The 23,103-nt window shown below is 49.7% G+C and carries 20 protein-coding genes, 1 tRNA gene and 1 other RNA gene; 11 read left to right on the top strand and 11 right to left on the bottom strand.

From position 1 onward, the window contains the following. Both PAGR_RS21475 and fdhE read right to left on the bottom strand, forming a co-directional pair. Positions 1-612 (bottom strand): glutathione S-transferase, encoded by a 612-nt coding sequence (locus PAGR_RS21475; RefSeq protein WP_014607026.1) that lies wholly within the window; start codon positions 610-612, stop codon positions 1-3. Positions 613-648: 36 nt separating this feature from the next. Further along, positions 649-1,572, bottom strand: a complete 924-nt coding sequence (gene fdhE, locus PAGR_RS21470; protein ID WP_014607025.1) for a formate dehydrogenase accessory protein FdhE — start codon at positions 1,570-1,572, stop codon at positions 649-651. A gap of 496 nt (positions 1,573-2,068) precedes the next feature. Here fdhE and fdhD point away from each other — a divergent pair, with 496 nt between their 5' ends. The 3 genes from fdhD to PAGR_RS21455 all read left to right on the top strand — a co-directional run bounded on the left by fdhD (position 2,069) and on the right by PAGR_RS21455 (position 4,993). Then, a complete protein-coding gene (gene fdhD, locus PAGR_RS21465) occupies positions 2,069-2,842 on the top strand; it encodes a formate dehydrogenase accessory sulfurtransferase FdhD (protein WP_246870856.1) in 774 nt (257 codons plus the stop codon). A 262-nt stretch (positions 2,843-3,104) separates the two neighbouring features. Continuing rightward, on the top strand, positions 3,105-3,722 hold the full coding sequence (gene sodA, locus PAGR_RS21460) for a superoxide dismutase [Mn] (RefSeq protein ID WP_014607023.1): 618 nt from the start codon (positions 3,105-3,107) through the stop codon (positions 3,720-3,722). Between the two features lie 308 nt (positions 3,723-4,030). Continuing rightward, on the top strand, positions 4,031-4,993 hold the full coding sequence (locus PAGR_RS21455; RefSeq protein WP_014607022.1) for a VirK/YbjX family protein: 963 nt from the start codon (positions 4,031-4,033) through the stop codon (positions 4,991-4,993). A gap of 7 nt (positions 4,994-5,000) precedes the next feature. On the opposite strand, the gene PAGR_RS21450 is transcribed toward PAGR_RS21455, so the two are convergent. The 5 genes from PAGR_RS21450 to PAGR_RS21430 form a co-directional block, all read right to left on the bottom strand. Next, entirely contained in the window at positions 5,001-5,363 is a 363-nt protein-coding gene (locus tag PAGR_RS21450; protein WP_014607021.1) for a YibL family ribosome-associated protein, read from the bottom strand. Between the two features lie 102 nt (positions 5,364-5,465). Further along, a complete protein-coding gene (mtlR, locus tag PAGR_RS21445) occupies positions 5,466-6,068 on the bottom strand; it encodes a mannitol operon repressor MtlR (protein WP_014594981.1) in 603 nt (200 codons plus the stop codon). A gap of 7 nt (positions 6,069-6,075) precedes the next feature. Then, positions 6,076-7,224, bottom strand: a complete 1,149-nt coding sequence (mtlD, locus tag PAGR_RS21440) for a mannitol-1-phosphate 5-dehydrogenase (RefSeq protein ID WP_014594982.1) — start codon at positions 7,222-7,224, stop codon at positions 6,076-6,078. Between the two features lie 93 nt (positions 7,225-7,317). Continuing rightward, on the bottom strand, positions 7,318-9,252 hold the full coding sequence (locus PAGR_RS21435) for a PTS mannitol transporter subunit IICBA (protein ID WP_014607019.1): 1,935 nt from the start codon (positions 9,250-9,252) through the stop codon (positions 7,318-7,320). A gap of 435 nt (positions 9,253-9,687) precedes the next feature. Then, positions 9,688-10,404: a DUF3053 domain-containing protein gene (locus PAGR_RS21430; protein WP_014607018.1), complete on the bottom strand. Its 717-nt coding sequence runs from the start codon at positions 10,402-10,404 to the stop codon at positions 9,688-9,690. 1,017 nt (positions 10,405-11,421) lie between these two features. Here PAGR_RS21430 and PAGR_RS21425 point away from each other — a divergent pair. After that, the gene (locus PAGR_RS21425; RefSeq protein WP_014607017.1) at positions 11,422-11,715 is read left to right on the top strand and encodes an HTH-type transcriptional regulator; all 294 of its coding nucleotides are present in this window, start codon (positions 11,422-11,424) and stop codon (positions 11,713-11,715) included. 114 nt (positions 11,716-11,829) lie between these two features. Here PAGR_RS21425 and tnaB read toward each other — a convergent pair whose 3' ends face one another. The 4 genes from tnaB to PAGR_RS21410 all read right to left on the bottom strand — a co-directional run bounded on the left by tnaB (position 11,830) and on the right by PAGR_RS21410 (position 16,034). After that, positions 11,830-13,077, bottom strand: a complete 1,248-nt coding sequence (gene tnaB, locus PAGR_RS21420; protein WP_014607016.1) for a low affinity tryptophan permease TnaB — start codon at positions 13,075-13,077, stop codon at positions 11,830-11,832. Positions 13,078-13,189: 112 nt separating this feature from the next. After that, complete coding sequence (tnaA, locus tag PAGR_RS21415; protein WP_014607015.1) at positions 13,190-14,608, bottom strand: tryptophanase; 1,419 nt, start codon at positions 14,606-14,608, stop codon at positions 13,190-13,192. A gap of 266 nt (positions 14,609-14,874) precedes the next feature. Continuing rightward, a complete protein-coding gene (gene tnaC, locus PAGR_RS24410) occupies positions 14,875-14,952 on the bottom strand; it encodes a tryptophanase leader peptide (protein ID WP_104933743.1) in 78 nt (25 codons plus the stop codon). A 488-nt stretch (positions 14,953-15,440) separates the two neighbouring features. Then, positions 15,441-16,034, bottom strand: coding sequence for an HD domain-containing protein (locus PAGR_RS21410; RefSeq protein ID WP_013024024.1), 594 nt, complete (start codon positions 16,032-16,034; stop codon positions 15,441-15,443). A 59-nt stretch (positions 16,035-16,093) separates the two neighbouring features. Between PAGR_RS21410 and PAGR_RS21405 the strand changes: the two genes are divergently transcribed. The 7 genes from PAGR_RS21405 (at position 16,094) to dppB (ending at position 23,102) form a co-directional block, all read left to right on the top strand. Continuing rightward, positions 16,094-16,558, top strand: a complete 465-nt coding sequence (locus tag PAGR_RS21405; RefSeq protein ID WP_013024025.1) for a MarR family winged helix-turn-helix transcriptional regulator — start codon at positions 16,094-16,096, stop codon at positions 16,556-16,558. A gap of 93 nt (positions 16,559-16,651) precedes the next feature. After that, positions 16,652-17,080 carry an organic hydroperoxide resistance protein gene (locus tag PAGR_RS21400; RefSeq protein ID WP_013024026.1) on the top strand — a complete coding sequence of 143 codons (429 nt, stop codon included), beginning with the start codon at positions 16,652-16,654 and terminating at the stop codon, positions 17,078-17,080. 260 nt (positions 17,081-17,340) lie between these two features. After that, positions 17,341-19,032 carry a kdo(2)-lipid A phosphoethanolamine 7''-transferase gene (eptB, locus tag PAGR_RS21395; protein WP_014607014.1) on the top strand — a complete coding sequence of 564 codons (1,692 nt, stop codon included), beginning with the start codon at positions 17,341-17,343 and terminating at the stop codon, positions 19,030-19,032. A gap of 124 nt (positions 19,033-19,156) precedes the next feature. Beyond that, positions 19,157-19,233, top strand: a tRNA-Pro gene (locus tag PAGR_RS21390). 33 nt (positions 19,234-19,266) lie between these two features. After that, positions 19,267-19,387: non-coding RNA, RtT sRNA (locus tag PAGR_RS23375), on the top strand. 881 nt (positions 19,388-20,268) lie between these two features. Continuing rightward, positions 20,269-21,879 (top strand): dipeptide ABC transporter periplasmic-binding protein DppA, encoded by a 1,611-nt coding sequence (gene dppA, locus PAGR_RS21385; protein ID WP_014594987.1) that lies wholly within the window; start codon positions 20,269-20,271, stop codon positions 21,877-21,879. 203 nt (positions 21,880-22,082) lie between these two features. Next, on the top strand, positions 22,083-23,102 hold the full coding sequence (gene dppB, locus PAGR_RS21380; protein WP_014607013.1) for a dipeptide ABC transporter permease DppB: 1,020 nt from the start codon (positions 22,083-22,085) through the stop codon (positions 23,100-23,102). The last annotated feature ends 1 nt before the right edge of the window (position 23,103 follow it).

The following is a 23,103-nucleotide window of genomic DNA, read 5'->3' as shown; positions in this document are numbered from 1 at the left end:
TCAGGATGCGGGCGGCGTGGTTCGGGCAAAGCTTTCGCGCTGAAACAGGTTTTCTGCCAGCTTGACTAACGCCGGGCGGCCAACGCACCAGTTCGGCACGACGCGACGGAAATTCAGATAACCGATCATGCAGCCCGTCGCAATATCCGCCAGGTTAAGTGCGCCAGTGTTGATCCATTTTCCTTCGTTCACGGAGGCTTCCAGGCTGTCCAGGCCACGCTGAATCTTTTCACGATTACGCAGTAAAACCTCTTCTGACTGCATATCGCCCGGACGTAACTGCTCACGCACAATCACCAGCGCCGCGTCACTGATACCGTCAGCTAACTTCTCGAGCTGACGAACGTTTAACGATGCGAGGGAAGTGTCAGGTAATAAAGCAGGCGTCGGGCTGCGCTGTTCCAGGTACTCAGCGATGATGCTGGAATCGAACCAGATCTGATCGTCCTCCGCGACCAGTGCAGGCACTTTTCCCAACGGATTATATTGCGGAACGTGGCTGTCATCGCTGTAAGGCGAAGCATTAACGAATTCAAACATCATGCCTTTTTCCAGCATGATGATAGATATCTTGCGTACAAAAGGGCTGGTATAGCTGCCAATCAGTTTCATTGCGTAGCTCCGTTTAGCGAGGTTTTTTAGCAATAGCTATTCACCAGGGAACATAAAGGGATTCAGACTGCTTCGTGTAAAGCCTTCCTGCTCCATACGGGCATCCAGCACCAAAGAAGCGAGATCGTCCGCGACGGGTTCAATTGCCGGATTCTTTTGCTGGTACAAGATTTTCAGATAGCTACCACAGTCACCACAGCTTTCAGCTTTTACTGCTGCATGTTCACTGTCCAGCGACCAGTAGTGAAGATCGCGGGATTGTTCGCAGTTTGTGCACTTGCTACGCACCACGTACCACTCACTTTCGCACAGATTGCAATGCAGGTAACGTGCGCCTTCGTCGGTGCCCATATGAACCATGCTGGCAACGGGCATGCTGTTGCACACCGGGCAGTACTGGCGTTGATTGCCCATCTCTGCCTGTGCTTTACCCGGTATCAACGCCGCCATTTGCGCCCAGTAAATTGACAGTGACGCCCAGATAAAAGGCGCTTTGTCGCTACTGACCTGAGCATACTCGCCCGCAAAGAGTGCGCTGGCCATCGTTTCCAGCTCGCTGGCAGAGGCTTTTTCCAGGTTCTCCAGCACTGCCAGCGCCTGGCCGCTCATCTCGGGTTTAAGTTCCGCAATCAGCGAATGCAACAGGCGGTGCCAGTGCGTATCCCGCGGTAAAGTATGAATATCCAGCGGCGGTTTGCCTTCCTGAGCACTCTGTACCAGGCGGGCATGAAGATTCATCTGCAGCGGATGGTCATACAGCACAATTTCCTGCGCCTGGGCTATGACGGCGGCAAAGCGTAAATAATCGCCCAGTGGATTTTTAGCGGCCAGATCACGCAGTCGCGCGGCGCGGCGGCTGTATAAACGCTTCAACTGGGGGAAAAGTAACGGCGGGATTGTCTCCGCTGGATTTTTTTCGCTCTTCTCCAACTGATCTTGCGGGATAATGCGGATGCTCATAGAGGGCATTTTCCTGTTTTGTTGGCTGATTACGCGATTCACGACACCAGCAAGAATAGGTTTTCAGTCGTGGCTCAGGCCATTCGGACGGTGGCTTTGTCGCCGGTTTTACGTTTTTTCTGTTGCGGTTATCTCCATCATGACAGGACTCGTCGTCAGTCAGAAGATTGCAGCATTTCAGGATCTCATCAATGTTCCCGACAGGCTGATCATAGCAGTCCAAATCCCGCCCTTGTGGATGAAATGTATTTTTCCCGAGGCTGGATGATTTCATACAGATAGACATCGAGCATGCCGGGCCAGCCGCGCGCCATTTCACGCTTTATGCTATCAGGGTGCCATGCGCTTGTTGCTCTCTGTCAGTAGGTTCAGAATAGGCACTATTCAGCATAACGGAATACTATTACCTTTCAATCATTGCGGAATCAGCCAGGATCAGAAAAAAGTGAATAAAAACGAGGCGAGAAGTGATGCTGATGTAATCGGGAATGCCGGTCTGCGTGAAACTCTGGTGTGGCAACGTGACGATTTACATCACTCCCGGGCTGACTGGCTAGCGGAAGAGGTTCCCGTGGCGCTGGTTTATAACGGCATTTCCCACGTCGTGATGATGACAACGCCCAAAGACCTGGAGGCTTTTGCCATCGGTTTTTCTCTCTCTGAAGGCATTATCGATGCGCCGGCAGATATCTTCGGTATGGATGTGGTCGCGGGTTGCAATGGCATTGAGGTACAGATTGAGCTATCCAGCCGTCGTTTTATGGCGCTGAAAGCGCAGCGACGGGCCCTGGCGGGGCGGACCGGCTGTGGCGTTTGCGGGGTTGAGCAACTGGACCAGATTGGTAAGCCGCTTACGCCGTTGCCGTTCACCCAGCGGTTTACGTTAGCGCATCTGGATCGCGCACTGGGGCAACTTAACCAGTTTCAGCCAGTGGGGCAAAAAACGGGCTGTACCCATGCAGCGGCCTGGATACAGCCTGATGGTGTGCTGATTCACGGCTGCGAGGACGTCGGTCGTCATGTGGCGCTGGATAAGCTGTTGGGCTATCGCAGTCAGGCCGCCTGGGGCGAGGGCGCCCTGTTAGTTTCCAGTCGCGCCAGCTATGAGATGGTGCAGAAATCTGCAATGTGCGGCGTGGAGATTCTGTTTGCCGTCTCCGCTGCGACCCGACTGGCTGTTGAGGTTGCAGAACGCTGCAACCTTACCCTTGTCGGTTTCAGTAAGCCGGGCCGGGCGACCATTTACACTCATCCACAGCGGCTGATGTAAATGCTGAGCAGCGCGAATGAGTGCCTGCAGAAGCGGTTATCAGGCCGTCACGGGCTTGCTGACTGCGCCTGCGCGAAGCCCGTTTTGCGGTCAGCATCAAACGAAAAATGCGCAGTCTTTGCATGTTTTTTCAAAACCTTATGTTTAATAGGGCATTGATTACGCTTTTACCGATCATGAATTTAACTATAATGATAAGACTGCTTACGCGGCACGTGCCGACATTGTCGTGCTGCTCAAACACTAAATGGAGAGGAAGAACATGAGTTATTCACTGCCATCCCTGCCTTACGCCTACGACGCACTGGAACCGCACTTTGACAAGCAGACGATGGAAATCCATCACACCAAACATCATCAGACCTATGTCAACAACGCCAATGCGGCGCTGGAAGGCACTGAATTTGCTGATCTGCCCGTTGATGAACTGATCACTAAGCTGGATCAGCTGCCAGCAGACAAAAAAGGCCCGCTGCGCAACAACGCAGGTGGTCATGCTAACCACAGTCTGTTCTGGAAAGGCCTGAAAACCGGCACGACCCTTCAGGGCGAACTGAAGGCGGCTATTGAGAAAGATTTTGGTAGCGTTGAGAAATTCCAGGAAGAGTTTGAGAAAGCGGCGACCACCCGTTTCGGTTCAGGTTGGGCCTGGCTGGTTAAAAAAGGCGACAAACTGGCCGTGGTTTCCACTGCTAACCAGGATAACCCACTGATGGGCGAGGCCGTCGCTGGCGTTTCTGGCTATCCGATCATTGGTTTGGATGTGTGGGAACACGCCTACTACCTGAAGTATCAGAACAAGCGCCCGGACTACATCAAAGCGTTCTGGAACGTGGTTAACTGGGACGAAGCGGCAGCCCGCTTTGCATCGGCTAAGTAAGCGATAACCCAAGAGACCTGACCGGCAGAACCTGTTCTGCCGGTTTTTTTTCGCCTGAACATCAGGTTTTCGTCCTTTTCCGGTCTGAATGTTGCCATTGCCATTGCCATTGCCATTGCGATAGCTGATGCTGCGCTGCCCGCACCGCTTCCCACCTTTAAAGCCCGACGTTCGAAGTCAGTTAAACCAGAATTAAACGAAGCGTCAGTTTATCCCGGTAAGTTTTTAACAATTTGAGTCATTAACCTGTCGTTGATGTCGCTCGTTTTATCATCAGCGCCACTATCAAACTAATAAGAACTTATGCCATGTCTATTTATACTACACACGAGCCGGTTGCTGATTCGTATGCCTCTCTGTTTTTTCAATTGGTCAGCGGAAAGTACGTGCCAAATAAACGTTGGCTAAGCCGTCAGTTCCGTTTTAAATTTGCCTTAAGGACGCTGATTGCGCCCGTGACCACATTGCGCTATTTACAGCAGCTCTCAGAGTTACCCCGGTTTTCGCAATTAATGCGTGTGCAGGGAGTCTTACCCGCGAAGTTACATCGCCCTTATCTGCGTGCCGGAATGGGTGTAGCTGCACGCGCCCAGGCTATTCTCGATCATTATCATTTAATGAGCAGTCTGGATAATCTTCAACTTCGCCAGGTTTTACAAAGTTGCGAAGAGAGCGTGCTGGCCAGGCTGAAGGGTAAAAATGATGAAGATTTTGTCATTGCCTGTAGCTCAGGTTATTACGATCGTGAAGGTGAAATAACCTTAGTCTTGCGTTATCAGGGAGAAGGCTTAGCCTCACTTTCATTCACGATCTTGAACGAGGAAAACGCGCGCACACTCTTAATCGGTGGCTTACAGGGACCGCGTAAAAGTATCAGTAATGATGTTATTCGTGATGCAACCAAAGCGGCACATGGTTTATTTCCTAAACGCTTATTGATGGAAGTCGTCTTTATTTTATCTCAGCAATGTGGTGTCAGGAAAATAGCGGCGGTAGGGGATGAAACGCATGTTTTTCGCAGCCTGCGTTATCGCCAGAGTAAAGAGGATAAATTCCATGCCAGCTACAGCGATTTCTGGCTGACGATCAACGGAAAGGAGCGTGCTGACGGCGTCTTTATGCTGCCGCTGGCGCTGCCGCGTAAAACGCTGGAAGAGATTGCCAGTAAGAAGCGTGCGGAATACCGCCGTCGTTATACGCTGCTGGATACGCTGGCAGAGCAGGTTGGGACTGCTACTGGCCAGCAAAACAGCGATCGGGCCGCTGCCTGAAACATGATCAAAAGGCGTTTTTAGCAAATCCGGTCATAACGCTAAGCCCCATTTCTCGTCCCAGCGCGGTCATAGGATGCACCACCACCAGGCCGCGCACGCTTTTCTTCAATGCGCCTAAATTTGCCTGCTCTTTTTTCGTAATTTCGCGGCTGAACGGCAATTTTTGCAGTTTTTGCGCTTCCTGGCTCAGCTTAACGTCACGCTGACTGCGAAGGCGCTCAATTTCCGTTACCAGCGTTTCTTTCTCTTTCAGCAACGCGCCCAGCTTTTCAGCATCACCTGATTCGAGTAACTGAGGCTCTTTACGATTCAGCGCGTCAAGTTGATCGCTGAGACGTTTAATTTCGTTTTTTTCTTGCTCTTTCATGACAACAACTCGTTGAGGAAAACAGGCTAAGGATACACCAAATTTAACGTAGATTCTCGGTGGTTAGCGTAAAAAGGGGAGCCTTGAGGCTCCCGGCGGGATTTAGCTGACTGACTTTTTAAACGCCTGTTTCATACTAATGCGGGAAATCAGTTCGGTGAGTGACAGGACCATAGTGGAGCGTACCATCTGCAGATAACGTTGCTGCTGCATCGCCTGTAGTGCTGCATCTTCAGCATGAAATGTGGGAACGGGGGGCCAGGCCGCCACGCAGTGCAATTCACCAAAGGGTCCCAGAATTTCATCATCAGTAAAACGGTAATCGCCCGCGTCATGATTGAGTTCTTCACGCAGCGCCAGCAGTAACTCACAGTCTTCATATTCATGCCGACTAATCACGCCAAGGCCATAGATCAGCTTGAGCCTGACGGAGAGCTCACCTAACGGACCGTCACCCAGCAGCAAGGGCTCTACGGCGTATTTCACCGCGTAGTCATCTTTACGGAATACCTGCAGCACCAGCACATTGACGGCTTCAGCTAACAACTCGACAGCGGCGAACAAAAAGCTTCTCACCGAGCGTCCAGCGTTCAGGCGTTCAAGCACCCGGTTTTCAAAAGCCTGCTTTTCTTCCATTCTTGCCTGCATCAGTGTAGTGCTGCTGTCGGGGGCCCGTTTATTGCCCCCGATCTGGGTCGCTAACATGGGGCTATTATGCCATGGCGTGCCAGGCACTCACGGCCTCTTTTATTATTTCACTCTCAGCATCCAGTCCTGAAACCTGCGCTAAGGTTGCCTGCGGACCTTTTTCCGCCAGCAGCGCGGCTAACTCCTGCGCCTGGGGATCCTGATCGCTATGATAATGCATTGCAGCAGCAATGCCCTGAACCAGGTTGGCATGCGGCAGGCCATATTCCAGCGTGCCGAGTGTCGGTTTAATCAGGCGGTCGCCTGCGCTCAGCTTGCGGATTGGCTGACGACCTACGCGTTCAACGTCATCTTTCAGATAGGGATTTTCAAAGCGGCTAAGAATTTTTTGAATATAAGCAGCATGCTTGTCTGCTTCGAAGCCGTAGCGTCTAATTAGTACCGCGCCACTTTCTTCCATCGCACCCTGGACGACCGCGCGAATATTCTCATCGAGAATGGCATCGCGAATAGTCTGGTGCCCCGCCTGTTGCCCCAGATAGGCTGTAATTGCGTGGCCGGTATTCAGGGTGAAAAGTTTACGTTCCACAAAGGCCATCAGGTTATCGGTCAGTTCCATGCCCGGAATGGTGGGCAATTCGCCTTTAAACTGGGTTTTGTCCACAATCCATTCGCTGAAGGTTTCCACCGTGACTTCCAGCGGATCCTGACTGCCTGCTTCAGAAGGGGGAACAATACGGTCTACTGCTGAATCCACAAAGCCAACGTGTTGTTCGAGCCAGACATGATATTCAGAAGGCAGCGCCTGTAGCACGTGCTGCTTAAGCTGGCTGGTTCCACGCACCATATTTTCACAGGCGATAATATTTAACGGCCGAACATTGCCGTTATCACTGCGTTTGGCCAGACCTTTTGCCACGCTGGCAGCGATGCGCTCAAGGATTTGCGGACCAACGGCAGTGGTAACGAGATCGACATCCGCGATCAGTCCAGTAATGTCGTCGCTGGTGCTGTTCACGGCGCTGACGCCCTTAACCACTTCAACTTTGGCCTGTTCACCTACCACATGCACGGGATATTCATGACGTGCATTAAGGGCATCCAGCACTGCCTGATTCACATCTGCAAAAATCAGCTCAATACCGGCATCTGCCAGCAGTTTGCCGATAAAGCCACGACCGATGTTGCCTGCTCCAAAATGTAACGCTTTCATAAAATTGACCCATATCAAATAACGATGGGGCGGGCATGTCCGCCCCCAAAAAATGGGACGGGCACAACCGCCCCAGGGAAATGTCGGACCCGGTTATGCTACAGCGGGTTTGCCTGATAACAGATCCAGAACATCCTGTACGCTTTCTGTACGTGCCAGTTGTTCAATGACCTGCTCATCATCGAGCGCGTTCGTCAGGCTGGTAATCACCTGAATGTGCTCGTTATTGCGGGCAGCTATACCAATCACCAAACGTGCCACTTCATCAGGTTCCTCGCCAAACTGAACGCCGGCAGGGTACTGGCAGAAAACCACACCCGTTTTCAGTACACGGTCTTTCGCTTCAACGGTACCGTGCGGCACAGCAATCGACTCGCCAAGATAGGTTGGCGTCAGCTTTTCGCGCGCCAGCATGGCATCAATGTATTCGGGTTCTACGTAGCCGCCTTTGACTAACTGCTCACCGGCAAAGCGAATCGCCTGCTCTTTATTGCTGGCACTCAGCCCCAGGAAAACGTTGCTCTGGCCGAGTTTAAACAGGTTGGCATGGCTGTCATCGTAGCTGTCACCCAGCGTCTTCTGTACGGCTTCTCGGTTAGCTTCACTGCGATTAGCCGCCACCAGGCGCTCGGTCAGCGTGCTATAAAGTGCACTATCCAGGAAGTTATTTAAGGAAATGTGCTGGGCATGAGGCGCCTGACGGATGGCTCGTTCAGTAAGATCGCGATGGGTAATCACCAGATCAACGTCACCCGGTAAGGCATTAATCGCGCTGTTGGTGACCGACACGTTACTCAGACCTGCATCATGGACCTTCTTACGCAGGACACCAGCGCCCATGGCGCTTGAGCCCATACCTGCATCGCAGGCCACAATGATTTTACGCACATGGTCCAGATCTACGCTCATCGCGTCGCTCGCAACCGGCGCACCTGTCAGACTCTGACCTTTTGACTGCGCTTTCATATCACGCATACGCTGCGTCGCCGCTTCGATATCGTCATCTTCTTTCACTTTGCTGGTCTTCAACAAAATGGCAGAAATCACAAACGACACCGCAAATGCAGCAAAGATGGCGGCGATATTGGCAAAGTAAGCTCCTTTTGGCGTCATGGCCAATACGGCCAGGATAGAACCTGGTGAAGCAGGCGATACCAGACCACCGTGCAGTACGGTCAGCGTAAAGACACCGGTCATTCCGCCAAGGATGACGGCCAGCAGCAGGCGTGGTGCCATCAGCACGTAAGGGAAGTAGATCTCGTGAATGCCGCCCAGGAAGTGGATGATCGCCGCACCGCCAGCAGACTGTTTAGCACTGCCGCGACCAAAAAACATATAGGCCATCAGCACGCCCATCCCCGGACCCGGGTTGGCTTCGATCAGGAAGAAAATTGATTTCCCTGCTTCACTTGCCTGCTGAATACCCAGAGGTGAGAAAATCCCGTGGTTAATCGCGTTGTTCAGGAACAGGATTTTTGCAGGTTCAACGAAGATTGACGTCAATGGCAGCAGGTTGTTCTGCACCATCAGGTTAACGCCCGTGGCAAGAATGTGTGACAGACCTTCAACCAGCGGACCAATCGCCATAAAAGCCAGCATGGCCAACAGCATACCGATAATACCGGCAGAGAAGTTGTTCACCAGCATCTCAAAGCCGCTTTTGATTTTACCGTCAACCATACGGTCAAAGGATTTGATCGCCCAGCCGCCAAGTGGGCCCGCAATCATTGAGCCGAGGAACATCGGCATATCAGCACCGACAATTACCCCCATCGTAGTGATTGCGCCAACCACCCCACCGCGATCGCCACCGACCAGGCGTCCACCGGTATAACCGATCAGGAGTGGCAGCAGGTAAGTGATCATTGGGGCGACCAGTTTCGCCAGCGTTTCGTTAGGGATCCATCCTGTTGGAATAAACAGCGCGGTGATAATACCCCAGGCGATAAATGCGCCAATGTTAGGCATCACCATATTACTCAAAAAGCGACCAAAGCTTTGTACTTTGACCTTTACTGATGAGGACATAAGCCCACCCCTTGTTGAGACGCGCTGCAACAGGAGCGCGCGTTTGTTTTTGTTTAGCCACTACGGCGATGAGCCGTCAGTATTACTGTATGCAGGCGGACTTTATCACGCGAATAGTGGACTGCGTAGTGCACGAGGCTTAGTGTGATTTATGTCACATTTATGTCGGGGGGATGGGGGGTTATTAAGTGACTTTTATCACAGAAATGAGCCATTACGGTGAGAAGACGACGGATTTTTAGCCATCAAAATCGATTTATAGTGATTGCGATCACATTTATGGCGTTGAGCTTTGTTTGATAAATGAGACTAAGATCACAATTTAATTTAATGAAAAACGGGCCGGATCACATTTTGATCAGGCCCGTTTGAATGCGGAATCATGATTTCACGTGGCTCAGGTTAGGCGGTGAATGACACGTCCCTGCACGCAGATTATTGCAAATTACCCTGTACTGCATTTTTAGCCTGGCTCAGCGCTTGCACATTAGCTGATAAGCTCGTCATTAAGTCATTATATTGCGTCGCCTGTTCCTGAGTTGGGAACTGAACGCCACCGTTATTGAAACTGACGCGTGTTCCCTGAGCCTGCAAAAACTCACCTGTCTTTACAGCATCCTGGCTAAGTGCCTGCAGTTTGGGTAGCAATGGGATCAACTGGCCAGCAGGCTGCGTCACCACTTTGTCATACGCGGTATCGAAGACTTTTTTCAGGTCGTCGTTTTGCTTAAGCGCGCTTTTACTTTTATCTGCCTGCATTTTTGCGGTTTCCAGTTGCTGGGTAGCCACCGTCAACGCGCTGTCGGCCTGGGCCAGTGAGTCGTGGCGGCTCAGATAGTCCTGCGGCACATGAATAGCAGAAAGTTCATCCACCACCGGACGCATCCCCTGATCCACAGCTTTGTTCGCCTGCTGCGAGAAGCCATAAAGAATGGCGTAATCACCGGTGAAAGGGCCAAAACTTTGTTTCTGATTTTCACTCAGGCTGGGTAGATGTTCACCGCTACGCATAACGGTATTTTGCAGAAAATCGATAAACGCTTTGCGCTGTTCGCCCTCTTTATCACCACATGCGGTAAGTTGCAGCACAAGAAGCACGCCAGTCAGCAAAATGCCGCTGCGTGCCAGGATACGGGAAATGCCTGAAGCCATGGGTTCAACTCCTGTCGGTAAAACTGGCTGATGTCCGGATAAGCAGTGGCCTAAAGAATAGAACAAAGGATAACGGCCACACAATGCGAAAGCGCGATGTAAGGCCATAACCTGTAAGAAAGTTTGCCTTAAGCGTGTTTAAGATGATGTTACAGGCTTATGGTGTCAGAAAAGAAGGCCAGCGCATCCGCGACTCGGGCTTTTTTGCACCGATAACGAGCCCGCGCGAAGGGAAGCTAACGGATCCGTAAGTATAGGTCATAAATAATTAATTCCATCTTATGTTTCTAGCGACACAGATGTTCCATCTGAATCGTTAACGTTAAACGTCCATTAACGAGTTGCCCTAAAATTGTTCGTCTGCATTAAAGTGGTGCAAACGCCTGCATGAACGCAATCACTGGCACGAATCGCACAAATTATCGTGTTCACTATAATTAAAACGTCATGTTGTCCTTCGATGATAAAGCTGACTCCCTTTTTAGCGCTTCCGGCGCCACCTACGTCAGGCCTGGCAAGTGTTTTTTTATTTTGGAAGCAAGAAAGGCGTGATGGCTGACAGCATACTCCAGCCTGTATATGTTCAAAAAATGAAAGTCTGGCGCATATTTTGCAACCAACTCACAGAGCCGGTGCGGTTATCCTGGCCAGTTCATCACCTGATTGCCGGCCATAGAGAAAACGCGACCAGCGCTGTTGACAGACGCTGTGGTAACAAAACCAATCGCTTCAAAAGGTTAAGTTGCTTAACCATTTTTCAGAATTGTAAAGTTAAAAAAAATGTTTAATTTGCGCTGCAAATTGTCAGGTATCTATCCATACTTAGTCTCCCGGCATTTGTGGCATTGTGTTGACATGTTTAACAGCAATGCAGGTCAGGCTGTGTCCCATAAGGGTTTTCTTACAATAAAAACAAACTCTTAAGGGATGCAGCTTGCTTAATCCGGTTTCTGAGCCTGATTTCAGGTTCTTGTACCTTCTTTCACGTGATTCATAGTGAGTTTTAAGGAGTTCTCTATGGAGTTAAAAGACCCAATGTTTGAATTGCTCAGCAGCCTTGAGCAGATTGTTTTGACACGTGATAACAGCCCTGTAGCGCTGCAAACTCAGCGTCAGCCAGCCGTGCCAGAGCCACAGCGTTTACGCGAAATGGCAGGAATGCAGGTAGATGAGTTTGCCAGGATTATGGGCGTTAGCGTTTCTTCGGTTAAAAGCTGGGAAGCCCAGCGTACGCGTCCTTCCGCAACTGCACAAAAATTGATGAAATTACTTCACGCCAATCCTTACCTTGGGCGTCAGTTACTCGATTAAGTCACTAAGTCGTATCCCGGCTTTTGTTGGCGCCGGTCACGTGAGTGACCGGCCGTTCAATACCTCTCCCTGTTGACAGGCTTCGTTAAACCCGTTTCCAGTCCGTCCTGTCGGTCAGCTAAACTTTGGCAAGATGTTAAGCACATTGCCAAACCAGCAGATGATGACGATAACACCAAATAAAATGACCACAGCCGGAATAACCTTTCCGCCCCAGACAGTGAATGTTTTATCGGGAAAGCGTTTTCTCGATTTTAATGCCAGCAGGGCAGGGACGATAACTGCCCAGATTGTTGCGCACAATCCTGCGCCACCGATACCGTAAATAAAACCATTCGGGAAGAGCAAATATAAGATGCTGGGAGGTAGAAAGGTTAACAGCACCGTTTTAAATCGTCCAAAGTGGGAATTATCGATTTTAAACAGATCCGCCAGATAGTCGAACAACCCCAACGTGACCCCAAAGAAAGAGCTGGCCACGGCGAGATTAGAAAAAACCAGTAAGAAAAATTCAATGACGCCGCCAGGATGCGTTCCCATAAAAGACTTCACCAGCGCGTCAACATTTCCGCCCGAAGAAATGATTTCTTTGAATTTTTCACGTGGGATATTCCCCATGGTGCAATACAGCCAAAAAAGATAGATAAACAGCGCCAGCAGTGAACCAAGAACAATGCTTTTAACCAGCTTATCTTTTCGTTTTCCATAACAAATGATCAGGCTGGGGATATTACCGTGAAAGCCAAAAGAGGCAAGGCAAACCGGAACGGCCATAAATATATAGGGAAAATAACGATTGCTTTCACTGATACCGCTAACATCGCTAAGGATTGAAAAATCAACTTTGAAAAATAAAGAGCCAAAAACAATGACGAAGGCTAAGATTTTAATACCCAAAAAGAGCGAGGTGATTCTGCTGGCTGCCAGAGAGCTAATCCATAACACGCTGGCAACGAAAACCGCTGTACCGATGCCGATAACACGTGAAGGTATCGTCATGCTGGAATGCATGGACAGGGTTTCGCTAATAATCGCGCCGTTAGCGGAGATATAAGCGTAAGTCAGTATATACAACACAAAAGCAACGGTAATACCGCTTATTACATTCCATCTTTTACCCAGCAGATCTTTGGTCAATGTATTGAAGCTTGAGCCTGTTGGATAGTTCAGGTTAGCTTCCAGTAACAGCAGACCGGAATGAAGCATGGAAAACCAGGCGATGATCAAGATGAAAGCGCCCCAGAAGAACCACGCGCCCGCAAGATCGACAGGGAGTGCAAACATCCCACCACCGATTACGGTTCCAGCGATAACCATCACGCCCCAAAAGGCGGAGTGTTTCTGATCTGTATTTTCTTCCATGGTGTCCTCTCAACAATATTCTTCGCTTTTATCGTTGTTATAATTTTTATGCCTGACAGGCAGGGTAATGGAGCAGCCGTGGCCAAAACAGCTGCTCACTGTACAGGTATGACTATGAAATCTCTTTAAGTTTTGCGGTGAAATGGCGCAAAACCTTAGGCTCATAGGTAAAGGCTAATCCTTTTATGTTGCTCGCATTCTCTTTCACATGCTCAAAAGCTTCGATAATGAAGTCCATATGCGTTTGTGTGTAGGTGGCTCTGGGAACGGTTAACCGCAACAGTTCGGCCGGACAGGGCAGTTGTTCTCCTGATTTAGGATCGCGGCCCAGCAAAAACGAGCCGATCTCGACTGCCCGGATACCGGCCACTTTATATAACTCGCAGGCGAGTGCCTGAGCCGGGAACTGATGCGCCGGAATGTGCGGCAATAATTTTCCGGCATCGACAAAGGCAGCATGGCCACCGGCTTGCTGGCAAGTCACACCAATCGATTCAAGGCCATCAACCAGGTATTGAATTTGACTGATACGATAAGCCAGCCAGTCTTGATTCATGCCGTCATAAAGGCCTACCGCCAGGCGTTCCATTGCGCCGCCTTCTAACCCACCATAGGTGGGGAATCCTTCCTGAACAACGCAAAGTGTTCTGCAGTCGGTGTACACATCAAAGAAGCTGTCATCTTTGAAAGACAACAAGCCACCCATGGGGACCATCGCATCTTTTTTTGCCGACATGGCCAGCATGTCAGCATATTTATAGCTTTCCCGGGTAATCGCTTCGATTGTCCAGTTTTTGTACGCTTTTTCCCGCTGCTGAATAAAGTACGCGTTTTCAGCAAAGCGGGCTGAATCCATGACCACCGGAATGTCATATTTTTTTGCAATCTGGTACATGGCTTTTAAGTTTGCCAGCGACACGGGCTGCCCGCCGGCGGAATTGCAGGTAATAGTGGCAACAATATAGGGCACATTCTCCGCGCCGACATCCTGGATGCCTTTCTCCAGGCGCTCAAGATCAAAGTCGCCCTTGAAGTCGTGGCGAACCGCCGTATCGAAAGCCTCTTTGATATAAACATTTCGCACGGTACAGCCATTTATCTGGCTGTGGCCCTGTGTAGTATCAAAAAAGTAGTTCGAGAAGGCCACCATTTTTGTTCTGTCCAGACCTTTTTCTTGCTCCCGTTTTTTTATTAATACCGGAATATAAATTTGTTCTGCGCCACGGCCCTGATGTGTTGGAATAGTATAGGCATAACCAAAAATAGCTTTTACCGCTTCCGCTAACGTGTAATAACTGCGGCTGCCACTGTAAGATTCATCGCCTCGCATCATAGCAGCCTGCATATTTTGCGTAACGGCGCCGGTTCCGCTATCGGTGAGAAGATCAATAAAAACGTCTTCGCTATCCAGCAAGAATGGATTCATTCCGGCTTTTATCATCGCTGCATTACGATGCTCTCGTGTAGTGCGTTTGACGGGTTCAATAACACGAATACGGAATGGCTCAGGTAAGTGTCTAAAGTTATTCATCATCATGTCCTTTTATTCAGACGTGCCGATGCCGTAGGTTTTTTAATGAATGAATTAAAAACCCGGGCAAATGTTTTTATCCTGTTTCAGCCGATAAGAAACGTGACTGCATTGTATGTTGCATCGCGTTTTCGATAGCCAGTTTTGGGCAAGTAAACGGATCGCACCCATAATGCAGGGTTTTTAAAGTCTGAATGAGTGAAAATGCGCCCGATAAATTACGACCCTGTCAGTCGAAAGAGATGGGCGATTGTAAAAAGAAGACGTTAAGGCAGGTGATTGACAATAACATTATCAATATTAAACCATTTGGATATTACACTGCTGCTGTTTAAGATGATCATAATATTTCAACTCTCATTAAACATAGTGCCACCCTATTATATTAATTATTTATGTCTAGCATTACGTTTAGTTATCGTGACTGATATCACATGAAACCATCTTTCTGTCTTAATAGTTATTTATTTTTTTTAAAAATACATTTTTTTGACAGTTTCCCTGCTTGCTAATTACTTTTTAAAAACCCGATTTTTTCTACACATTCATATGCCCTCTCTGATCGCTGTAAAAGAGAAAGCCGTGCTGATCGTAATCGATTGGGGATCCCCAGGTCGGGCTTATCGTTTCCTGTAAGCCTGTAAGCCTGTAAGCCTGTAAGCCTGTAAGCCTGTAAGCCTGTAAGCCTGTAAGCCTGTAAGCCTGTAAACCTGTAAACCTGTAAACCTGTAAACCTGTAAACCTGTAAACCTGTAAACCATATAATCGGTTCCTGATGACTGGCTTACCCTGTGCAGTTTACTTCAAAGGCGACCACATGCAGCGGCGGGTTTTAGCTCAACCCACCGTATTTCGCGGCTTGCTTCACAAACCACTTTTCGGGCACGTTATAGGGAGCCTCAGCCAGTTGCGCAATGCCATTTTCAATATTGGCAGAAGCCTGACGCCAGAGTTCTGTGTTGCCCTGTCTGAGTAATTGAATTTGCACCCTTTTTTCAATCAGATAAACACGGGCGAAATGGGGATCGAAACGAACAATTGAACGTGTATTGTCAATAATGTCAGCCAGCTTTATCGTTTGTGCCTCTGGGCTGGCCTGAGCCGTATGGCGAAAATCGGCCACTTTACGTGCCGCACGGTTCTTTGCACTCTGTGGTGCCGTGTTGGTCAGCATCTCAACCAGCTTCGCGACCTCGTCACCAAAATGCGTCTGGATATCATTGAGGGTGGTCGCCGTATCTTCCACGGTATCATGCAGCCAGGCGGCAGCCAGCATCACAGGATTATCGGTAATGCTTCTGACCAGTTCCACAACGGCAGCGGGATGCACGATGTAGGGCTCATCGGTATATTTGCGTCGTTGACCCGTTTCGGCATGGGCTTGTGTGGCATAGCGACGCGCCCGTTCTTCCAGAGAATCCTGCATGCACTACCTCATTTCATAAATTGCTTGCAATTAACTAGCGCGCTATTTATATTGCGTCTATGAACAGTAATCAAAATGACAAAAAAGTGAAAGCTGCGCCACTGTTGCTCGATCAGCAACTTTGTTTTGCACTTTATTCCGCCAACCTGGCGATGCATAAAGTATACCGTAAGTTGCTCACACAGATGGATATTACCTATCCGCAATATCTGGTGATGCTGGTACTGTGGCAACAGGATTCACTGACCGTATCAGAAATTGGTGAACGCCTCTTTCTGGATTCTGCAACGCTGACGCCGCTGCTGAAACGGCTGGAAAATGCGGGCTTACTTAATCGCCAGCGTTCCCGTCAGGATGAACGTCAGGTCGTCGTGAGTTTAACGGATGCAGGGCGTTCGCTGCGCCAGCAGGCTGAAAGCATTCCTGATGAGATTCAGTGTGCATCTGACTGCAGCGAAGATGAAATGAATTCGCTCAAACTGCAGTTGAACCAGTTACGTGACAAACTCATGGTGCCGCGCTAAATTTTTAATCTGGATGTAGAAACGAGTCAAACTTCGCAGCTCGGTGCTTATTGATAAGTCGCGAGCGATTAAATAGTGTAATGGAGAGCAGATATGTCTTTAGAACAAGTGGTTTATCGTGCAAAAGCTAAGGCTACCGGTGGTCGTGATGGTCGTGCAACTTCATCTGACGGCGTTCTGGATGTGAAACTGGGTGTACCGAAAGAGATGGGCGGTGCAGGTGGCGAAGTCACTAACCCGGAGCAGCTTTTTGCCGCGGGATATTCAGCTTGCTTCCTGGGCGCAATGAAGTTCGTTGCTGGCCGTGACAAAATTGCGATGCCAAAAGATGCATGGATTGAAGGCGAAGTGGGTATTGGCCCTATCCCCAATGGTTTCGGTATTGAAGCAACGCTGAATATTCACCTGCCTGAAATGGACGAAGCCGAAGCGCAGAAACTGGTTGATGCGGCTCATATCGTTTGTCCCTATTCAAATGCCACACGCAACAACATTGATGTCACGCTGAATATCATTCGCTAAACGTTTAAGGGCCTGAATACAGGCCCTTTTTTCTCTCTTCGCCTTTCTGAGTGACGTTTTTGAAACGTCCTGTCCGGGATTATTTTCTGGTCTAATTTGTTGCCGCATGGTTAACTGTGCCACTTCGCATTATGACGTCTAAAAACGTTCAGAATACTCTTCTTATTTATCCGGCCCGCTTAATTCGCGAACTCTGCCGAAATATGGCAGTCAGATTAACGTTTAGTTAAGCGCTTCGCTCCGGGGAAACACCATTTTTCATGAATTACATAAAATCATTAACACAGCAAAAGCTGTCGCTCTTGCTGGCTCTGTATCTCGGTATCTTTTTGAATTTACCAATCTTTTATCGCCGATTTGATGGCTTTCTGACCCGATCAACCGTGACAAACTGGCTGACCGCGTTTACCGAGGTCGTCGCTATCGTGGTGCTGACGTTTTTCCTAATGCGGTTGTTATCGCTAGGCGGAAAATGGTTCTACCGGATTCTGGCCACCCTGATTGTTCTGATCTCTGTTGCTGCTGGCTATTATATGGCCTTTTTCAATGTGGTCATTGGCTACGGAATCGTCGCCTCAGTCATGACGACAGATACCGATTTGTCAAAAGAGGTGGTGGGTTATCACTTTATCCTGTGGATGGTGCTGGTCAGCGCGCTGCCACTGTTCATGATTTGGCGCAACAACCTTAGTATGACGCTCAATGAGCAGTTACGTACGCCAGGACAGCGCCTGAAACCCACTTTGATTATGCTGGCCTGCGTTGCGCTCGTGTGGTTACCCATCCGTTACTTCGACAAGTTGCAAAAGGCGAATGAGGAAGTGACCAACGTCGATCTGCCAAGCTATGGCGGAATTGTCGCGCACTCATATCTCCCCTCTAACTGGCTGGCCGCGCTGGGTTTGTTTACCTGGACCAAGATTGACGAGACGCTGGAAAATCAGGAACTCCTGGATCCTGCCCAGAAATATACTTATGTTGCTCCTCCGGGGTTAGATGATACCTATGTGGTGTTTGTTATTGGCGAAACCACTCGCTGGGATCATATGGGCTTGCTGGGCTATGAGCGAAACACCACCCCTAAACTCTCTAAAGAGAAAAATCTGGTCGCATTTCGTGGCGAATCTTGTGATACCGCGACCAAGTTGTCTTTGCGTTGTATGTTTGTGCGCGAAGGCGGCACTATGGACAATCCCGGGCGAACACTGAAAGAGCAAAATGTGTTCGCAGTGATGAAAGAACTGGGCTTCACTTCTGAGCTGTTTGCGATGCAAAGTGAGGTTTGGTTCTACGATAACATCAACGCCAATAATTTCTCTTTCCGCGAGCAGATTGGTTCTGAGCCACGTAACCAGGGTAAATCAGTAGATGATATGCTGCTGGTGCCTGAGTTACAGGCCTCACTGCAGCGCTACCCGAAGGGTAAGCATCTGGTTGTCCTGCACACCAAGGGCTCACATTATCTCTACTCACAGCGCTATCCGCGCAGTTTTGCACGCTATCAGCCAGAATGCATGGGCGTGGATGAAACCTGTAGCAAAGCGCAACTGATCAACGCTTACGATAATTCCGTCCTTTATGTGGACAGCATGCTGGACAGCGTTCTGGATCAGCTGCGTGATAAAAAAGCGATCGTGTTTTATGCATCCGACCATGGCGAATCGATCAGCGACAATATGCATCTGCATGGTACGCCGCGTGAAATGGCACCGCCGGAGCAGTTCCGTGTTCCTATGATGGTCTGGGCGTCAGATAAATATCTGGCTGACCCGACAAACCGTGAAAACTTCGAACGCCTGCAGGCGCAACAGCGCGTCGGCAAAACCCATCGTCATGTCGAGCTGTTTGATACCATTATGGGCTGCCTGGGTTACACCTCGCCAAATGGCGGGATTAAGCAGGCTAATAACTGGTGTCAGGCACCTGCCGGGACAGCGTCAAAAGCGCTATAGCGGTAAGGCAATTTTTCGCGGCAAGGCATAAAACTCGCTGGCCGCCTGCTTTCCAGGCGATTGGGCGGGAAAGCGCAAAAAGCGGTTGACGCTTCCTGGGGGGAGCAGTAACATGCGCCCCCATCGGCGAGTAGCGCAGCTTGGTAGCGCAACTGGTTTGGGACCAGTGGGTCGGAGGTTCGAATCCTCTCTCGCCGACCATATTTAAGAAACCTGTCTGCAAAGACAGGTTTTTTTTCGCCTGAATGAAAGAGGATGAGAACCTCCGAAGGAGGGTTGCGCCGAGCGCAGCGAGACAACGTTGCGAACGCAACGGCCCGAAGGGGGCTTACGCAGTATCCTCTCTCGCCGACCATATTTAAGAAACCTGTCTGCAAAGACAGGTTTTTTTTCGCCTGAATAAAAGAGGATGAGAACCTCCGAAGGAGATTCGCGCCGGGCGTCAGCGAGACAACGTTGCGAACGCAACGGTCCAAGGAGAGCCGGGCCTGTCGCAATCGATTCAGGCAGACAATTTGACCGGCGCAATTCGTATAAAAGGAGGCCGTTTCTCACAGGCATAAATAACACCTCTTCCAGACGCTATTGCCCCGCCTCGGTTATTAGAATATCTCATGTCACACTTTTTTCGGGACCGCCATAATTCCTCCTTGAAATCAATTTCTGCTCCAGACAGCCTGTTTTATTGTCTCATCGCTATGCAGGCCTTCTCATCAGAGGGTTACAGAGGGATAAAAGATAAGTTTTGGTTATGCCACAAAATGGCAAATTGGTCATTTTCAACCCAAAGTTAACAGCATTTTTCGCTGTGTGAACGTCATAACGCACAGTAAATCGTTCAGATATCCAACATTTGGCGCTAAATGATGTCTGTTTTTTTTTAGCGCAAATCACTGCTCATTTATGACCTGTGTAGCAGAATACATGGCATATAAACCCATGCCGCTGTGCATTATATGGCATTGCGTCTGTATGGGTTTTTTTTATCGTTGCTTGCTATTCCTCACACTCTGTGTAAATAAGTAACCGTTGTATTGACGTTCTTTGCAACTGTTGACAAATTGATGCGTCAATAACAGTGCAGATACAGATTTTTCTGATGGGTGCTTATCAATCAGGATTATCCAAACAAACTATCTCACTCTTATCACACCCGCAGGGTGGACCGCCTGAACCGCATAAAAAAACCAGAGGTCGGGCAATGCACACAACAACACATCACAATGGAGCAAAAGCATGATCAACTCCCTGGCCAAATCCAGGATGCTGAAGGTCGGTCTGAGCCTCGTCGCCATGACCGTAGCCGCAGGTGTTCAGGCAAAAACCCTGGTTTATTGTTCGGAAGGTTCTCCGGAAGGGTTTAACCCGCAGCTCTTTACCTCGGGTACAACCTATGATGCCAGTTCTGTACCTATCTATAATCGCCTGGTTGAGTTCAAAACCGGTACGACCGAACTGGTGCCGGGCCTGGCCGAAAAGTGGGACGTCAGTGCTGATGGTAAAACCTATACCTTCCATTTACGCAACGGCGTGAAATGGCAGACGACGAAAGATTTCAAACCTACGCGTGAGTTAAACGCTGATGACGTGGTGTTCTCTTTTGAGCGTCAGTTAGATAAAAACAACAAGTACCACAACGTCTCTGGCGGCAGCTATGAGTACTTTGAAGGTATGGATATGCCAAAGCTGATCAGCAAAATCGAAAAAGTGGACGATCATACCGTACGCTTCGTGTTGACGCGTCCTGAAGCGCCTTTCCTGGCTGACCTGGGGATGGATTTTGCTTCCATCATGTCTAAAGAATATGCCGACAACATGCTGAAAGCCGGTACGCCAGAGAAAGTTGACCTGAACCCGGTTGGCACGGGCCCATTTGTGCTCCAGCAGTACCAGAAAGACTCGCGTATTCTGTATAAAGCTAACCCGGATTACTGGGGAACCAAGCCAAAAATCGATCGGCTGGTTTTCTCAATCACTCCAGATGCCTCAGTGCGCTACGCCAAGTTGCAGAAAGGCGAATGTCAGATCATGCCTTATCCGAACCCGGCTGATATCGCCAGCATGAAAAAAGACAGCAAAATTAATCTGATGGAACAGCCTGGTCTGAACGTCGGTTATCTGTCGTTTAATACTGAGAAGAAGCCGCTGGATAACGTGAAAGTGCGTCAGGCACTGACTATGGCGGTTAACAAACAAGCCATCATTGATGCGGTATATCAGGGCGCGGGCCAGCCAGCGAAAAACCTGATCCCACCGACAATGTGGGGCTACAACAACGACGTTAAAGATTACGCCTACGATCCGGAGAAAGCTAAAGCCCTGCTGAAAGAAGCTGGTATGGCTGACGGTTTCTCAATCGACCTGTGGGCGATGCCGGTTCAGCGTCCTTATAACCCGAACGCACGCCGCATGGCTGAGATGATTCAGTCTGACTGGGCCAAAATCGGCGTTAAAGCCAAAATCGTGACCTATGAGTGGGGCGAGTACCTGAAACGCGCCAAAGCGGGCGAACACCAAACCGTGATGATGGGCTGGACCGGTGATAATGGGGATCCAGATAACTTCTTCGCGACGTTGTTCAGCTGTGCGGCGGCCAAAGACGGTTCTAACTACTCCCGCTGGTGTTACAAGCCGTTTGAAGATCTGATCCAGCCAGCCCGTGCAGAATCCGATCACAACAAGCGTATTGAATATTACAAGCAAGCTCAGGTAGTGATGCACGATCAGGCGCCTGCACTGATCATTGCGCACTCAACCGTTTATGAGCCTGTGAGTAAGAAAGTCACCGGCTATGTGGTTGATCCATTAGGTAAACATCACTTCGAAACCGTCGATATTCAGGAATAACCTTTCGGATTATTGCAGTAAGGGCCGGTTTTTCCGGCCCTCAGGCGATCGCCACCGATCGCCTGTTGCCTGCTCTTTTTTTCCGGCTAATTACTTTTATTAAAGAAGCGCTTCTTGCGTCGCGTCCGGCTGTCGCCGGGTGCGGTTAATGAGCAATGTTATCTCTGGCCAGGGCCAGGGGAAAACGACTGAGAATTACGCCTATGCTGCAGTTCATACTCCGGCGTCTGGGGCTTGTCATCCCAACGTTCATCGGTATTACATTATTGACCTTCGCGTTTGTGCATATGATTCCGGGCGATCCGGTGCTAATCATGGCAGGCGAGCGCGGTATTTCCCCTGAGCGCCATGCTGAATTGATGGCGATGATGGGGCTCGATCAACCGCTGTGGAAGCAGTATCTGCACTATATCTATGGCGTTCTGCATGGGGATTTAGGCATTTCACTGAAAAGCCGCATTCCTGTGTGGACCGAATTTGTTCCGCGCTTTAAAGCCACACTTGAGCTGGGCATCTGCGCCATGATGTTTGCCGTATGCGTAGGGATCCCGGTCGGCGTCATGGCTGCGGTGAAACGTGGCTCGGTGTTTGATCATACCGCGGTGGGCATTTCACTGACCGGATACTCAATGCCGATTTTCTGGTGGGGCATCATGCTGATTATGCTGGTATCTGTTCAGCTTAATCTCACGCCCGTTTCCGGACGTGTTGCAGATACCGTGTTCCTGGATGACAGCCATCCGCTCACCGGTTTCATGCTGATCGATACGTTAATCTGGGGTGAGCCTGGCGACTTCAAAGATGCGGTCATGCACATGATTCTGCCCGCTATCGTGCTGGGTACGATTCCGCTGGCGGTCATCGTACGTATGACGCGTTCTTCCATGCTGGAAGTGCTGGGGGAAGACTATATCCGTACGGCGCGTGCGAAAGGCCTGACGCGTATGCGCGTCATTGTCATTCACGCGCTGCGTAATGCGATGTTGCCGGTTGTCACCGTTATCGGCCTGCAGGTCGGTACGCTGCTGGCAGGCGCAATCCTGACTGAAACCATTTTTTCCTGGCCGGGCCTTGGCCGTTGGTTAATCGAAGCGCTGCAACGCCGTGACTATCCCGTTGTGCAGGGCGGTGTGTTACTGACGGCTATTCTGATCATCCTGGTCAACCTGCTGGTTGATCTGCTGTATGGCGTGGTGAATCCGCGCATACGCCACAAGAAATAAG

This window comes from Pantoea ananatis PA13 (assembly GCF_000233595.1).
GTDB lineage: Bacteria > Pseudomonadota > Gammaproteobacteria > Enterobacterales > Enterobacteriaceae > Pantoea > Pantoea ananatis.
This window is presented reverse-complemented; position numbering and strand designations above follow the sequence as displayed.